Origin of the sequence: Streptomyces sp. NPDC051041 (assembly GCF_044456065.1) — a bacterium.
Lineage (GTDB): Bacteria > Actinomycetota > Actinomycetes > Streptomycetales > Streptomycetaceae > Streptomyces > Streptomyces glaucus.
On the sequence record NZ_JBITFM010000009.1, the window covers coordinates 1 to 14674 of the forward strand.

At 73.9% G+C, this 14674-nt stretch carries 13 protein-coding genes and 1 pseudogene; 5 read left to right on the plus strand and 9 right to left on the minus strand.

Annotated features, from left to right (window positions below; translation table 11 throughout):
* Together ACIBAI_RS16505 and ACIBAI_RS16510 are read right to left on the minus strand one after the other, a co-directional pair.
* Positions 1–170 (minus strand): maltotransferase domain-containing protein (locus ACIBAI_RS16505; RefSeq protein ID WP_399035103.1); only part of this gene is annotated, 170 nt, incomplete at its 3' end.
* A gap of 52 nt (positions 171–222) precedes the next feature.
* Complete coding sequence (locus ACIBAI_RS16510) at positions 223–543, minus strand: DUF5133 domain-containing protein (RefSeq protein ID WP_399034758.1); 321 nt, start codon at positions 541–543, stop codon at positions 223–225.
* Between the two features lie 306 nt (positions 544–849).
* On the opposite strand from ACIBAI_RS16510, the gene ACIBAI_RS16515 reads away from it, so the two are divergent.
* Together ACIBAI_RS16515 and glgX are read left to right on the plus strand one after the other, a co-directional pair.
* Complete coding sequence (locus tag ACIBAI_RS16515) at positions 850–1362, plus strand: pep a2 (RefSeq protein WP_344609772.1); 513 nt, start codon at positions 850–852, stop codon at positions 1360–1362.
* Positions 1359–3506, plus strand: coding sequence for a glycogen debranching protein GlgX (gene glgX, locus ACIBAI_RS16520; RefSeq protein WP_399034761.1), 2148 nt, complete (start codon positions 1359–1361; stop codon positions 3504–3506). Before ACIBAI_RS16515 ends, glgX begins: the two co-directional genes overlap by 4 nt.
* Positions 3507–3508: 2 nt before the next feature.
* On the opposite strand, the gene ACIBAI_RS16525 is transcribed toward glgX, so the two are convergent.
* Positions 3509–4312, minus strand: coding sequence for a VOC family protein (locus ACIBAI_RS16525; RefSeq protein WP_399034763.1), 804 nt, complete (start codon positions 4310–4312; stop codon positions 3509–3511).
* A gap of 224 nt (positions 4313–4536) precedes the next feature.
* Between ACIBAI_RS16525 and ACIBAI_RS16530 the strand changes: the two genes are divergently transcribed.
* Entirely contained in the window at positions 4537–4857 is a 321-nt protein-coding gene (locus ACIBAI_RS16530; RefSeq protein WP_399034765.1) for an ANTAR domain-containing protein, read from the plus strand.
* A 27-nt stretch (positions 4858–4884) separates the two neighbouring features.
* Here ACIBAI_RS16530 and ACIBAI_RS16535 read toward each other — a convergent pair whose 3' ends face one another.
* Positions 4885–5676 carry an RNA polymerase sigma factor SigF gene (locus ACIBAI_RS16535; RefSeq protein ID WP_399034767.1) on the minus strand — a complete coding sequence of 264 codons (792 nt, stop codon included), beginning with the start codon at positions 5674–5676 and terminating at the stop codon, positions 4885–4887.
* Between the two features lie 1204 nt (positions 5677–6880).
* Between ACIBAI_RS16535 and ACIBAI_RS16540 the strand changes: the two genes are divergently transcribed.
* Positions 6881–7402 carry a hypothetical protein gene (locus tag ACIBAI_RS16540; RefSeq protein ID WP_399034769.1) on the plus strand — a complete coding sequence of 174 codons (522 nt, stop codon included), beginning with the start codon at positions 6881–6883 and terminating at the stop codon, positions 7400–7402.
* Positions 7403–7417: 15 nt separating this feature from the next.
* Here ACIBAI_RS16540 and hemC read toward each other — a convergent pair whose 3' ends face one another.
* The 4 genes and pseudogenes from hemC to ACIBAI_RS16560 form a co-directional block, all read right to left on the minus strand.
* Positions 7418–8353 (minus strand): hydroxymethylbilane synthase, encoded by a 936-nt coding sequence (hemC, locus tag ACIBAI_RS16545; protein WP_399034771.1) that lies wholly within the window; start codon positions 8351–8353, stop codon positions 7418–7420.
* A 299-nt stretch (positions 8354–8652) separates the two neighbouring features.
* Positions 8653–8894 (minus strand): annotated as a pseudogene (locus tag ACIBAI_RS16550) (hypothetical protein); the annotation flags it as partial.
* Between the two features lie 94 nt (positions 8895–8988).
* A complete protein-coding gene (locus tag ACIBAI_RS16555; RefSeq protein WP_399034773.1) occupies positions 8989–9765 on the minus strand; it encodes an NPP1 family protein in 777 nt (258 codons plus the stop codon).
* A 333-nt stretch (positions 9766–10098) separates the two neighbouring features.
* Positions 10099–11289, minus strand: a complete 1191-nt coding sequence (locus ACIBAI_RS16560) for an MFS transporter (RefSeq protein WP_399034775.1) — start codon at positions 11287–11289, stop codon at positions 10099–10101.
* Positions 11290–11343: 54 nt separating this feature from the next.
* Between ACIBAI_RS16560 and ACIBAI_RS16565 the strand changes: the two genes are divergently transcribed.
* Positions 11344–12090, plus strand: coding sequence for an AraC family transcriptional regulator (locus tag ACIBAI_RS16565; protein WP_399034777.1), 747 nt, complete (start codon positions 11344–11346; stop codon positions 12088–12090).
* A gap of 360 nt (positions 12091–12450) precedes the next feature.
* On the opposite strand, the gene ACIBAI_RS16570 is transcribed toward ACIBAI_RS16565, so the two are convergent.
* Entirely contained in the window at positions 12451–14478 is a 2028-nt protein-coding gene (locus ACIBAI_RS16570) for a HelD family protein (RefSeq protein WP_399035105.1), read from the minus strand.
* Between the last annotated feature and the right edge of the window lie 196 nt (positions 14479–14674).

A 14674-nucleotide genomic window follows, 5' to 3' on the forward strand; every position in this document is an offset into this window, starting at 1 on the left:
GGATCCCGCAGCACGACATTGGCCGCCACCGCATCGTGCCCCTCCCGGAACACGGTGGCCGACACCTCGAACGACTCACCCACCACCGCCTTGGCCGGGCGCCTGCCGCACTCCACCACCGGGTGGACCTCCTGCACCGGGATGCGGCCGATCCGGGGGGTCGCGCTCATGGGTCCTCACCTCCGCCGTGCTCGAAGCCGGACGTCCTGTCCGGCCAGGGGGTCAAGCTGCGCCGGAGGGGTTCCAACTCCCCGCCGGGGAAGGCCGGCCGGCGGCGGGCGGGCCGCGCCTGGCCGCCTCCCCGGCACGGGGCCGCTCGCTCTGCTCCCGCACGTAGGTGACCAGGCTCGTGCGCAGGTACCGTTCGGCCGCGTCGGCGGCCTCCCGGGCGCACCGCTTCCCCATCAGCACGCAGAGGGTGTAGCCCGAGTCCTCGAAGGTGGCCCGCACCGCGCGGTCGGTGGGCGAGGCGAGCATCAGCCGTTCCCAGGCCCGGTAGCGCCGCAGCTGCCGGGCGACTTCGGCTTTGGCGGGTAGCAGCATGGGCCGTTCACCTTCCGGGACTCGACGGGGGGTTCCCGACGGCCGGGCGGTGACCGCGCGTCGGTGGGCGCGGGTCCGTCACGGTCGTCGAGTTTCCTGACTCATGGTGCACGCGTTGCGACCCAGCGTCTTGTTGGACCTTCAACTGTCCCCTCTTCGGCCTCACGGGTCGCCTCGTGTTGCACGAATGGGCTAGGCCACCCACTCTGGAGTGACTCAGAAGCGATACATGCTCACGCTTCGTGTTCGGGGCTCGGTCCGCCAGGGCCGGGAGGAGCGGGAGTTTCGCGGTGAGGAGCCACGACGATGAAGACCGCAGTGCCCTGCTACTACCACCTCGACGTGGAGGTCGGTCCGCAGCGGATCGGCCAGGTCAGGCGCATCCTGGCCGCTCACCTCAGGTTCTGGGACCTGGAGAACCTCGTCGAGCCCGTCTGCCGCGGTGCGGAGATGCTGCTGCGGGCGATCGACGAACACGCCACGGACAAGAACACGTCGATCGAGATGTGGTGGAACGGCCAGCACCTCATCACCGCCGTCGGGGGCAACGACCACGCGCTCCGCCCGGACCAGGACCTGCGCGCCTGCCTGCGGCACCTCGCCGCGACGAGCGACGGCTGGGGCTGCTGCGCCACCGAGACCGGAGCCAGGGTCATCTGGTTCTCGCAGCGCGCCCGGGCCGGCGAACGCGCTCCGCTGGTGCCGCCCGTGCCCGCGCCGGAGTCGCGGGAGGCCCGCCAGGTGCCCCGGGAGGCCCCGGTCGTCCGCCTGGCCGGACCGGCGAGCGCGCCGGGCGAGGTCCTGGAGGAGGCCCGGTGACCGCCGTGCCGGCCGGCCGGAAGGGGGTGCCCGTCTGGGGCGGGCACCCCTATCCCCTCGGCGCCTCCTACGACGGGCAGGGCACCAACTTCGCCCTCTTCAGCGAGGTCGCCGAACGGGTCGACCTCGTCCTCGTGGACGACGACGGCCACCACGCCACCGTGCCGCTGACCGAGGCCGACGGCTTCGTGTGGCACGGCTACCTGCCCGGTGTCGGCCCGGGACAGCGCTACGGCTACCGCGTGCACGGGCCGTGGGCCCCGGCCGTCGGCCACCGGTGCAACCCGGCGAAGCTGCTCCTCGACCCGTACGCCAGGGCGGTGGACGGCCAGGTCGACGACCACCCCTCCCTCTTCGAGCGCACGCCCGGCCGGCCCGACCCCGCCGACAGCGCCGGGCACACCATGCTCGGCGTGGTCACCGACCCGTTCTTCGACTGGGGCGACGACCGCCCGCCCCGGCGGCCGTACGCGGACACGGTGATCTACGAGGCCCACGTACGGGGACTGACCCGCACCCACCCCGACGTCCCCGCCGAACTCCGCGGCACCTACGCCGGGCTGGCGCACCCGGCGGTCGTGGAGCACCTGACCTCGCTGGGCGTGACCGCGGTGGAGCTGATGCCGGTGCACCAGTTCGTGCACGACGGGGTGCTCCAGGGCCGCGGACTGTCCAACTACTGGGGCTACAACACCATCGGCTTCTTCGCGCCGCACAACGGCTACGCCGCCCTCGGCACCCGCGGGCAGCAGGTCACCGAGTTCAAGGCGATGGTGAAGGCCCTGCACGAGGCCGGACTGGAAGTGATCCTCGACGTGGTCTACAACCACACCGCCGAGGGCAACGAGAAGGGCCCCACCCTCTCCTTCCGCGGCATCGACAACGCCTCCTACTACCGTCTGGTGGACGGCGACTGGGAGCACTACTACGACACCACCGGCACCGGCAACAGCCTGCTGATGCGGCATCCCTACGTCCTGCAGCTGATCATGGACTCGCTGCGGTACTGGATCACCGAGATGCACGTCGACGGCTTCCGCTTCGACCTCGCGGCCACCCTGGCGCGGCAGTTCCACGAGGTGGACCGGCTGTCGGCGTTCTTCGACCTGATCCAGCAGGACCCGGTGATCAGCCGGGTGAAGCTGATCGCCGAACCGTGGGACGTCGGCGAGGGCGGCTACCAGGTGGGCAACTTCCCGCCGCTGTGGTCGGAGTGGAACGGCAAGTACCGGGACGCCGTACGGGACTTCTGGCGCGGCGAGGACCACACGCTCGGCGAGTTCGCCTCCCGGCTCACCGGCTCCTCCGACCTGTACGCGCACAACAGGCGCCGCCCGCGCGCCAGCGTCAACTTCGTCACCGCGCACGACGGGTTCACCCTGCGCGACCTGGTCTCGTACAACGACAAGCACAACGAGGCCAACGGCGAGGACAACCAGGACGGCGAGAGCCACAACCGGTCCTGGAACTGCGGGGCCGAGGGCGAGACCGACGACGCGGCCGTGCTGGAGCTGCGCGCCCGGCAGCAGCGCAACCTCCTCGCCACCCTCATGCTGTCGCAGGGCATCCCGATGCTCTGCCACGGCGACGAACTGGGCCGCACCCAGCGGGGCAACAACAACGCCTACTGCCAGGACAACGAGATCTCCTGGATCGACTGGCGGCTGACCGGGGAACAGCGGGACCTGCTGGCCTTCACCCGGGACGTCATCGCGCTGCGCGCCGCCCACCCGGTGCTGCGCCGGCGCCGCTTCTTCCGCGGGGAGACGCTCACGCGCGCGGACCAGCCGCTGCCCGACCTGGTGTGGCTGCGGCCGGACGGGCGCGAGATGAGCGACGACGACTGGCAGCGCCCCGACGCCCACGCCGTCGGCGTCTTCCTCAACGGCGACGCCATCGCCGAACCCGACCCGTGCGGCCGGCCCGTGGTGGACGACTCCCTGCTGCTGCTGTTCAACGGCCACTGGGAGCCGACGGACTTCCGGCTGCCCGACGCCGCCTACGGGGAGCGCTGGACGACGCTGATCGACACCGCCGGCCCGGAGGGCACGCCCGACGAGGCGGAGCACAAGGCGAGCGCGGTGCTGACCGTCGAGTCACGCAGCCTGGTGCTGCTGTCCCGGCCCTCCCGCACCGCCCGGTGAGATCAGCGCCCGCGGCGCGCGGTCACCGTGAACTGCGCGCCGTCGGGGTCCCGGAGCACCGCCTCGTCGCTGCCTTTGGACAGGACGCTGCCGCCGTGCAGCTCCGCGGCCCGCACGCAGGCCGCCACGTCGTCGACGGCGAAGTGGACCTGCCAGTGCGGCCGGATCGTCGGGTCGGGGGCCGCCTCCAGGGCGCCCGACTCGATGCGCGCCACCACGTCCCCCTGGCTGCGCAGCACGACCTCGTCGCCCTCGTACTGCACCTCGCAGCAGCCGGGACGTCCCGACGCCCAGTCGAGGACCTCGCCGTAGAAGATGGCGGCGTCGAAGGCGTCGCGGGTGTGGAGCCTGATGAAGGCCGGCTGGGCGCGGCGCCAGGTCTCCCAGTCGGTGAACAGCTTCCCCTCCCAGACGCCGAAGGTGGCGCCGTCCCGGTCGGCGAGCAGCGCCACCCGGCCGGGCGGGATGGAGAGCGGGCCGACCGCCGCCGTGCCGCCGCGTTCCTGCACCCGGAAGACGGCCTCGTTCGCACTGGTCACGGCGAAGTACGGGGTCCACGCCACCGCCATCTGCCACATGGCGGCGACGGCGGCGATCCCGGCGACCGGCGCCCCGTCCGCCAGGGCGATGCGGAAGTGGTCGCCGAGCCTGGTCGGCCGCCACTGCCAGCCCAGCACGGCGGAGTAGAACTCCTCCGTGGCCTTCAGGTCACGGCTGGTCAGCGTCACCCAGCAGGGGGCCCCGGAAACGGAGTGCGTGGAGAAGACGCTGTTCGCACCGGCGGGGGAGGTCGTGTCGTGGTTCATGGCAGTCGCGTCCTGGTCTCGTCCACCGGCAGCCACCGGACTCACACCAGTGTCCGGCCGAACCGCCGAGGACGCCTGCCGGGTACCCCGGCGCCGGCGCCGAAACGGTGGCGGGCGGCCCCGGACGGCCCAGTGGCACGGGGTGGGACGGGCGGCGACGATGGATGCGTCGGCGCCGTACCACCAGGAACAGGCGCGGCGACGCACCGGACCCGGAGGTGACCATGCCCGCGGACGGAGGCTCGGACCAGATCCTCGAGCTGCAGGAACAGGTCCGGCAGCTGAAGGAGGCGGTCGTCTCGCACGCCGTCGTGGACCAGGCGATAGGGATGATCGTGGCGCTCGGCCGGGTGACGCCGGACCAGGGCTGGGCCGTGCTCAAGGACGTGTCCCAGCACACGAACACCAAGCTGCGGAATGTCGCGGAGACGATACTCGTCTGGGGGCGCACCGGAGTGATGCCCCGGGAGATCCGGATCGAGCTGGAGGACGCGCTGGACCGGCACGGCCCGACCCAGATACCCGGAGCGCCGCCGGAGCGCTGAACCCGCCCCGGCGGCGCCGGGCCGCGCTCAGCCGCTCTCGGTGAGGATCTCCTCGCGGAGCTGGGCGAAGCAGCCGCTGAGCAGGCGGGAGACGTGCATCTGCGAGATCCCGAGCTGCTGCGCGATCCGGTTCTGCGTCATGCCGTGGAAGAACCGCAGGTACAGGATGGTCCGCTCGCGTTCGGGCAGCGCCTGCAGACAGGGGGCGGCGGCCACCCGGTCGACGACGGTGTCGTAGGCCGGGTCGGGTCCGCCGAGCGAGTCCCCGAGCGCGTACCCGTCGGTGCCGGGCATCTCCGCCTCCAGCGACAGCGCGGAGAAGCAATCCAGGGCCTCCATGCCCATGCGCACCTCGTGCGGCGTCAGGTGCGCGTGCTCGGCGATCTCGGCGGCGGTGGGGACGCGTCCCGGGGTCGTCTGCGCCAGCTCCTTCGCGGCGCGCCGCACGCGGTTGCGCAGGTCCTGGACCCGGCGCGGCACGTGCAGCGTCCACATGTGGTCGCGGAAGTGCCGCTTGATCTCACCGGTGATGGTGGGCACGGCGTACGCCTCGAAGGCGTGCCCGCGGGCCGGGTCGTAGTGGTCGACGGCCTTGACCAGCCCCAGCGCCGCCACCTGGTACAGGTCCTCGAGGCTCTCGCCGCGGCCCCGGAAGCGGACGGCGATCCGCTCGGCCATGGGCAGCCAGGCCCGGATCAGCTCGTCCCGCAGCGCCCTGCGCTCCGGTCCCTCGGGCAGCCGCACGAGGCGTTCGAAGTCCGCGGCCGTGTCGGGGGCGTCGTCGTGCGGGTGCGGCTTGGTTCTGCTGGCGACACGCATGGTGCGCACCTCCCTCGGCAGGGGGGCGGGCGGACGGACACCATGGGAGGCGCGGTCTCGGACCTCACGGGGACACCCGGGGCGCGGCGGGCCGGCTCCCACGGACGTGCCTTCAGTCCGAAGCACTGACTGGGGCATTCCCGGCGGCGCCGTTTTCAAAACAATTCCAGAATTCGGTGACGTACCGCTGCCGGGTGATTGTGCAGGGTCGGCGCGAGGGCCGGGAATGCCGCCGGAACGACGCGTTGTGAATTCAACGAATTCACCGCGCCGCAAACCCGCCGGCGCCTGTCGAGACTCGTCCCCGCGGGTTCCTGGCACGGCTTCCCCGGCCCGCTGCGGCCGCTCCGGCCGGGCCCTCGTCCCGCGGCCGGGCGATCTCCCCGGACGGCGTTCCGCGCCCCGGCCGTCCGGCACCCGGCAGCGCCGCCGGCCCGCGATGTCCACCGCCCCCGCCCCGGCGTCCGGACCGTCCGGGAACGCCGCCCCGGCGTCCCCGGCGGACCGCCGGCACGGCGGCTCCCCGCGCCGCCCCGGCCACCGGCAGGGCGCTTGGGCCAGGAAGCGGCCGGCGCGGACCGTGGGTCCCGCCGCGGCCGCCGTGCCACACTGCCCGCCGTGCCGCTCCGGCGCGGTCCCGGCCCGGAGCCCGCCGGAGCGGCCCGGCGGCCGCGGCGTCATCGGCCTCGATCCGGCCCGGCCCGCCGGCGGCCGGCGCCGGGTCGTGCCCGGCCGCGGCCGTCTCCAGGACTCCGGAGGGCGACCGCGACCGCGACCGCTGCCCGGCTCTGGCCCCGCGCCCCGTCTCCGCCGTGGCCCGGCCCCTGTCTCCGTCCCTCCGCCGCGCCCCGGGCCGCTCCGGGCGGCCGACGCGGTCCCCCTCCCGGCTCCGAGGCGGACGCCCGGCGGCGGCTCCCGTGCGGTCACCCGCCCCGGGAGGGCTTCGGGATGCGCGTCGCGGACGCCGCGCCCGGCGTCACCGGCCTCCCGGCCGCCGGCGGGCGGTCCGCCGGCGGGACCGGCGGAGCGTGATGTGCGGCACGTCCGGGCAAGCGCTTTCCCGGCTTGTCGGTCAATTCCTCCTGCGCACGGCTTGATCGTCGATCAGAACGGGTGAACTGCCTGGCCACAGTGCATTCCGTGCATTTGACAGTGGCCTGAGCACACAGATAGGAAGCAGCTTCCAGAGGTCGAGAGGTGCATTGTGTACGAGCCGAACGTGGTCGGGGACTGGCAGGAGTACGACGAGCATGCCGGTCTGCGTGTCCGCGTCCACCGTCTCGAGGCGGCCGAACCGCCGCGCGGACGCGACGACGCCGCCGAAGGGCTGACGTACTTCAGTGTCCGCGTGACCGTCGAGAACCGGGGCAGCCGGCGCTACGGCATCCACCTGGAGGACGGCCAGATCGACGTCCGGCTGGGACCCGACGGGGAGAGCGCCTTCATCGACTGGCGCAACTCCCAGTTCATCGAGGGTTTCGACGTCTACCCGCTGCGCCGGGCCACCGCCGTGCTGTACGCGGCCGGCCCCGAGGCGTCCCTGAGCCAGGTGGACATCCAGGTCCAGCTGCGGGTCGACGAGGAGTGGGCCGACCGCCGGCTGTGGGTGGGCGGCATCGGTGTGCACGAGCCGGCCGCGGAGACCCAGCCGGGCGCGGGACGGGAGAGCCTCGCGCACCAGGTGAGCGTCTTCCTGCAGGGTCAGGCGGAGGAGGGCACCGCCTGACCCGGCGGCAGGGGGTCAGTGCGGGATGCCGTCGATGATCTCGCGGGCGCCCTGACGCAGCAGGGCCACGGCGACCGAGGTGCCGAGGGTGGCCGCATCGAGCCGCCCCGCCCACTCGTGGGCGTTCAGCCGGGTCTTGCCGTCCGGGGTGAACACGCAGGCCCGCAGGGACAGTTCGCCGCCGCGGTCCACGCGCGCGTACCCGGCGATCGGGCTGTTGCAGTGCCCCTGCAGGACGTGCAGGAACATGCGCTCTGCGGTGGCCTCCCGGTGCGTGTCCGGGTCGCCGAGGCCGCTGACCGCGTCGATGAGGTCGGTGTCGTCCTCGCGGCACTGCAGGGCGAGGATGCCCGCGCCGATGGGCGGCATCATCGTCTCGGGCGAGAGGACCTCGCTGATCACGTCGCGGCGGCCGATGCGCTCCAGGCCGGCGACCGCGAGCAGCAGCGCGTCCGCCTCGCCGGCCGCCAGCTTCTGGAGGCGCCGGTTGGCGTTGCCGCGGAACGGCACGCACCGCAGGTGCGGGTGGGTGGCGGCCAGCTGGGCGACGCGGCGCACCGAGGAGGTGCCGATCCGGGTGCCGGCCGGGAGTTCGTCGAGGGTGAGTCCGCCCGGGTGGACGAGGGCGTCCCGGATGTCGTCGCGCCGGAGGAACGCGGCGAACACCGTGCCCGCGGGCAGCGGCCGGTCGGCGGGCACGTCCTTGACGCAGTGCACCGCCAGATCGGCCTCGCCGGCCAGCAGCGCGGCGTCGACCTCCTTGGTGAACGCGCCCTTGCCCTCGACCTGCGACAGGTCGCCCAGCCACTTGTCACCGGTCGTCTTCACCGGTACGACCTCGGTGCGCACACCGGGATGCAGGGCCGTCAGCTCGGCCCGGACGCGCTCCACCTGGGCGAGCGCCATGGGCGAGTCGCGGGAGACGATACGGATCAGTTCGGGGACGGACATGGGGACACGATAGTGCCTCGCACGGGTGCTCCCGTGCCGCACGGGGCGGCGCGCTCGCACCGGCGGGGGAGCTCGGGCCGGCGGCTCGCTCAGCTCGACCGCCCGCCACGCCGCGGCGAGGGCCCGGTCGTCGCCGACGTCCGAAGCCGTGCCGGTGAGCTTGAGAGCGTGCTCGTCGCCGTGGGCGAGGGCGCGCTCCAGCGCCTCCTCGGGGGTGAGGCGGGCCGGGGGCTCGTACGCGGTCGGCTCGGCGGGGGCACGGCGTTCAGGGCCGCGGCGGCGGTCGGCGCGCCGGCCCGGTCGTCGTCCGTCACCGGGGCCACGGGGACGGGGAAGTCCTCGAGTTCGTGCCGGTAGCGGTCCAGCCAGCGGCGCACGGCGTCCGCCCGGCCGCGGGCGGCGAGCGCCTCGACGACCATGGGGCGTGGTTGGTGAGCCGGCCGAGCCGTTCCGGTCCCGAGGCGTGCAGCCGTTCCAGGGCTTCTTCGAGGGTGCCACCGCCGTCGTGCCTGTCCGTGCCGGGGACGCTGCGCGGCGGCACCGGGGGAGCGGATCGGGCGGCGGACGGAGACCGGGTACGGCCGGGGACCTGGGCCCCCGGCCGGCCGGTGTCCGAGGCGGTGGGCCGCCGGGCGTCAGGCGTTGGGGTCGAAGGCGATGCCGGACGGCTTGGCCGCTGCCAGGTTGGAGGCGAAACTGCCGTCCTTGAGGCCGAAGTTGGCGCTGCCGAAGTTGTACGAGGTCAGCTTGTCGCGCACGCCCGCCGGGTAGCCGTTCCAGCCGACCAGTGCGGGGTACTGCCAGGTGCCCTCGTGGTTCTCCGGCGGCTCGTCGTTGGAGTTGGCCAGGCGGAAGCAGTGGGTGCTGATGCCGTCCTTGTGGTACACGACCTTCGGGTGCGTGCCGTCGAAGCGGACCTGGGACCGCGCGTGCACGGTGTACGAGCCGTGGTTGGACGTGGAGACGTACTGCACGGTGTTGTTCTGCACCCACACCACGACGTGCTCCCAGTCGTGGCGGTGGCCGCCGATGCTGCTGCCCGCCACGGCCTGGTCCTTCTCGAAGTACAGGTCGTACATGAAGGCGCACCAGCCGTTGTTGCACTTGTAGCGGGAATAGCCGTTGGTGTTGTCGAGGTCCGAGGCGTCGCGGCAGTTGCCGTTGAGGGCTCCGGTCGGGTTGAGGCCGCCGTTGACCGTGCCGTCGGGGCCGATGGCCGGTGTGGGGTAGCAGCCGTCGGTGTCGTAGTCGTAGGCGGGCTGGTACGTCCGCTCCAGGCTGTCGGCGTTGGCGGGCAGGGCCGGGGGCGGGGCGGCGAAGGCGGTTGCGGGGAAGGCGACGACGAGGGTGACGGCTCCGGCGAGACCGGTGAGCCATCTCCTGCGGCGGGTCCGGGACGTGCTCGACGACACTGCGTCCTCCTCTGGGTCCGGGCGCAGCCCAACGGCTGTGGGGGAAGCGGGAGTTCAGCTTCCCGTTTCTGTCCTGCCGGGCCAAGGGGGAGTGGACGTATCCGTGGTGAAGCGCAGCCCAATAGTTGGTTCCCGAACCGTGCGCCGCACGGTCTTTGACGGCCGGTCACGCCGGATCGTCCGGAACGTCCCGCGCCGGCCGGTCCTCGGGCCGCGGGACAGCGGCCGTGGGAACGGCGCGTCGCCGTCGCGCACCACGCGGGCGCGGCCGGGGACGATGCCGACGATCCTGGACCGGACGGGCCGGGGAGGGCGGATCGGGGATCCGCGAGGTCAGCGGACGGACCGGGCCGCGGGCCCGGGCGCCGGCGCTCCCGGCGGAACCGGCTCGCGCAGCCCGCACAGCAGCAGCCGGCCCACGACGGGCAGCGCGACCAGCGGCAGGAGGGCCGTCCGCAGGGACGTGGCGTCGGCGAGCGCGCCGAGCACCGGGGCGGCGAGACCGCCGACGCTCACCGTCAGGCCCAGCGTGACCCCGCTCGCGGTGCCCACGCGCCGGGGCAGGAAGTCCTGGCCCAGCGTGATGTGCAGCGAGAAGGGGACGTACAGCCCGGCCGAGGTCAGGGCGACGAACAGGTACACCGGCGGCCCGGGCACCAGGACGGTCCCGGCGACCGCGAGGACCGTCAGCGCGTACGACCGGCGCACCACCGCGAGCCGCCCGTACCGGCCGGCGAGCCGGCCCCCGGCCAGCGTGCCCACGGCACCGCCCAGATACAGCACGGACAGTGCCGCCGTACCGGCCGCCTCCCCGCCGCCGGTCCGCTCCCGGACGTACAGCGAGACGAACGCGCTCAGGCCGGTGAAGACGACCGAACGGCACACCACGGCGCCCGACAGCCGCAGGAACGACGCCCAGTCGTCGCGCCCGCCCGCCCCGCCCGCCCCGCCCGCGCGGCCGGCCGGTCCGCGCCCGCGCGCCGAGCGCGCCGCGGCCCCGCACAGGACCGCCCCCGCCAGCGCCGGGAGCAGCAGCAACGGGGAGGCGCGCAGACCGCCCGCGGCGACGACGGCGGACACCAGCGGCGGCGCCAGGGCGAAACCGATGTTGCCGCCGAGGGAGAACCAGCCCATCGCCGTGTGGCTGCCGCCCGCGGCGGCGCGGGCCGCGCGCGCGGCCTCCGGGTGGTAGGCGGCGACCCCGATCCCGGACACCGCGACCGCCGCCAGGGTGAGGGCGTAGGAGCCGGTGACGCCGCACAGGCCCACCCCGGCCCCGGCGGCCAGCGCGCTCAGCGGCAGCAGCCACGGCATCGCCCACCGGTCGGTGAGCGCCCCGAACAACGGCTGCACCAGCGACGACAGCAGCGAGGCGGCCAGGACGACACCCGAGGCGGCGGCGTAGGAGTAGGCCCGCTCGGCGACGAAGTACGGCACCAGGGCGGCCACGGCCCCCTGGTACACGTCCACGCAGGCGTGCCCCAGGGACATCAGAACCACGGGCCGGTCGTGTTTCACGGTCATCCCGCGATCCTCACCGCCCGGATGCCTGGCCCGCTTCCGATAATCTGCCGACCTGTGCCGAACATCCGCCACACGCCGACGGCCCCCACCCGCGCCCAGCACCTGGCCGCCGGGCAGCGCATCGACGCCCACCGGCACGACGACCACCAGATCGTCTACGCGGGCTCCGGCGTCCTGGCCGTCACCACCGACGCCGGCACCTGGTTCGCGCCCGGCACCCGCGCGATCTGGGTTCCTGCCGGCACCGTGCACGCCCACCGGGCCCACGGCCGGCTCGATCTGCACCTGGTGGGCCTGCCGGCCGACGACAACCCGCTCGGACTGGACACCCCCACCGTCCTCGCCGTCGGTCCGCTGCTGCGCGAACTGATTCTCGCCTACACCCGCGACCCCGGCGACGACGGCCCCGAACGCCGCCGTCTGCTCGCCGTCCTGCGCGACCAGCTGCGCGCCGCACCGCAGCAGCCGCTGCGCCTGCCCGCGCCGGCCGACCCCCGGCTGGCCGAGGTGTGCGCGCTGGTCCACGCCGACCCGGCCCGCCCGCACACCCTCGCCCACCTCGCGGCCGTGACCGGCACCGGCGAACGCACCCTCAGCCGCCTCTTCCGCCGCGAGTTCGGCATGACCTTCCCCCAGTGGCGCACCCAGTCCCGTCTCTACCACGCGCTGGGGCTGCTGGCCGACGACCTCCCCGTCACGACCGTCGCCCACCGCTGCGGCTTCTCCTCCGCCAGCGCCTTCATCGACGTCTTCCGCCGTTCCTTCGGCCACACCCCGGGCACCCACAACCGCCGCACGTGAGCGGCCGGAACCCGGCGCCCGGCGGCCCGCCGGGGGCGGAACCGCACCCGGCCCGGACGCCCGCCACCCGGCCGGCCGCCGCGGACGCCGCCCGCTCGTCCTCGCCCGTTCGGCGCGGCCACGCCGCGCGGCCCGCCGGGCACACCAGGGGGGCAGCGCCGAGGCATGGCCGGAAGCCGCCAGCACCCGATCCCGACGTCCGGCCGGTGCCGGCCCTCACCCATTCGGCCGAAGGCCGCTGATGCCTCGGCGACCCGCTCGCCGAGACCTCGGTGCGGCACGGCGAGCAGTCCCGTGCGCGGGGGCCGGCGCCCGTACCGCGCCGGGTGCGCCCGCGGCGACGACGCGGACGCCGAGTCGTCAGGCGGGCTGGACGGTGACGGTGCACAGGCGCTTGGTGGCCCGGGTCAGGGCCACGTACAAGTCCCTTTCGCCGCCGGGGCGGGCCGCGACGATCTCGTCGGGGTCGACGACCACGACCCCGTCGAACTCCAGGCCGCGCGCTTCGGACGCCGGCACGATGCGCGCGTGATGGGCGACGCCCCGGGCCGTCAGCTCGCCCACCCTGGTGTCCGCGCAGATCACTCCCAGCAGCTCGCCCGGGTGCGCGGCGCTCTGGGCGCGGAGTTCCCGGACGACGGCGGCGACCAGCCCGTCCGGGGGTGCGGTCACGGTGCGAGGGCTCTCGCCGCTGCGCAGTGACCGCGTGGGCCTCTGGTCCGGGGCGATCCGCGTGAGCAGGTCCCGGACGCTCTCCAGGATCTCCTGGGTGGTGCGGTAGCTGACGGTCAGGTTGTGCAGCTCGAACCGCGGTCCGACGTGGGGGCTCAGGGCTTCCTTCCAGTCGCGTGCCGTCGTGACCGGGCCCGCCTGGGCGAAGTCGCCCACCAGCGTCATCGCCCGTGCCGGGCAGCGGCGGACGATCATCCGCCACTGCATGGCGGTCAGTTCCTGCGCCTCGTCCACCACGACGTGCCCGTACGTCCGCTCGGGAGCGCCGTCGACCAGGCCCGCCGCCTCGTCCAGCAACGGCACGTCGGCATCGGTCCACGGGTCGTCCGGCCCGCGCAGCAGAAGGGACCGCTCCTGCGCGGTCAGGCGGGGCAGGTGCTCGGCGAGAGCGCCGGCGTCCGTCAGCAGCGCCTGCACGAGGTCACCGGGCGCCAGCCGCGGCCACAGCGCCTCGACCGCTCGGTCGACGCCGGCGTCGTCGAGGAGGTCGGCGCGGATGGCGTCCAGGTCCAGCTCGTGGACCGGACCCGGGTCGGCCGCGCCCTCGGCGCGGCGCTGGGCGGCTCCCGTGAACCGGTCGAGGTCGATGCCCGTCATCCGTTCGGCATCGGCGTCGATCTGCTCCAGGAGGTCGCCCATGTCTCGTTGCATCGCGTCGGTGACGGCGTCGACCAAGAGTTCTTTGAACACCTCGCGCGCGGGGTTGTGCCCGGACACGGCTGCCAGGGCTGCCCGGCGCGCCGCGGCGACCTCCTCGTGGCGGAGGTGGATCCGTTCCTGTCCGACCCGCACGGTGAAGTCGCCGGCGGGGGCCTGGTGGACGCGCAGCAGGCCGGCCAGCGCGTCGGCGAGGTCGGAGCCGCCCTTGAGGCGCGCCGTGTCGAGCGGGCCCGCCGTGTCCGCGGACACTCCGGCCAGTTCCGGGAGGGTGGCGAGAACGACGTCGTTCTCGCCGAGCGAGGGGAGGACCTGGGAGATGTAGTCGAGGAACCGGGCGTTGGGGCCCACGACCAGGACGCCCTCCTCCGCGGCGCGCGGGAACGCGTACAGCACATAGGCCGCGCGGTGCAGGGCGACCACCGTCTTGCCGGTGCCGGGCCCGCCCTGCACCACGGTCACCCCGCGGTGGGCGGAGCGGACGATCTCGTCCTGCTCGGCCTGCAGGGTGGCGACGGCCGCGTGCATCCTGCCCGTACGCCGTGCCGACAGGGCCTCGGCCAGCGGGCCGTCGCCCACGACGTCCTCGTCGGTCGGGGCGGACCCGTCCAGGATCTCGTCGCTCACCGAGACGACCGTGCGCTCCTCCAGGCGCAGGTGGCGGCGGCGCCGCAGGCCCATCGGGTGGACCGGGGTCGCCTCGTAGAAGGGCCGCGCCGCGTTCGCGCGCCAGTCCACGAGCAGCGGCAGGTCGTCCTCCTCCGTGTGCAGCCCGATCCGCCCGATTCGCAGGGCCGTGCCGTCCGTCCAGTCGATGCGCCCGAAGACCAGCCCTTTTTCGGCGCCCTCCAGCCGGCTGATTTCCTTGGTCAGACGCTCGGCGGCGATTTCTCGCTCATAGGCCTCGTCGGGGCTGTCCGCCGGGGCCTTCAGCACACTGGCTCGGTGTGCTCGCGCCTCGGAAAGCCGCTCGGTGAGTAACCCGTACAGGGAGGACACATAATCCTGCTCCGATGCAAGCGCACGCACCGCGGGATCATCCACTTTCGACAAGGGGGGCTCCTTCGATTCGAGCCGCACCATACGGTCAAATTTCCTCAAAGGTAAGTCTTGACTTGCCTGGTGAAGCCGTGTCCTTGTGACTGAGTCCATGACGGCCGACCGTATGGCATATCGCGCGTTCCGCCGTTGCGTA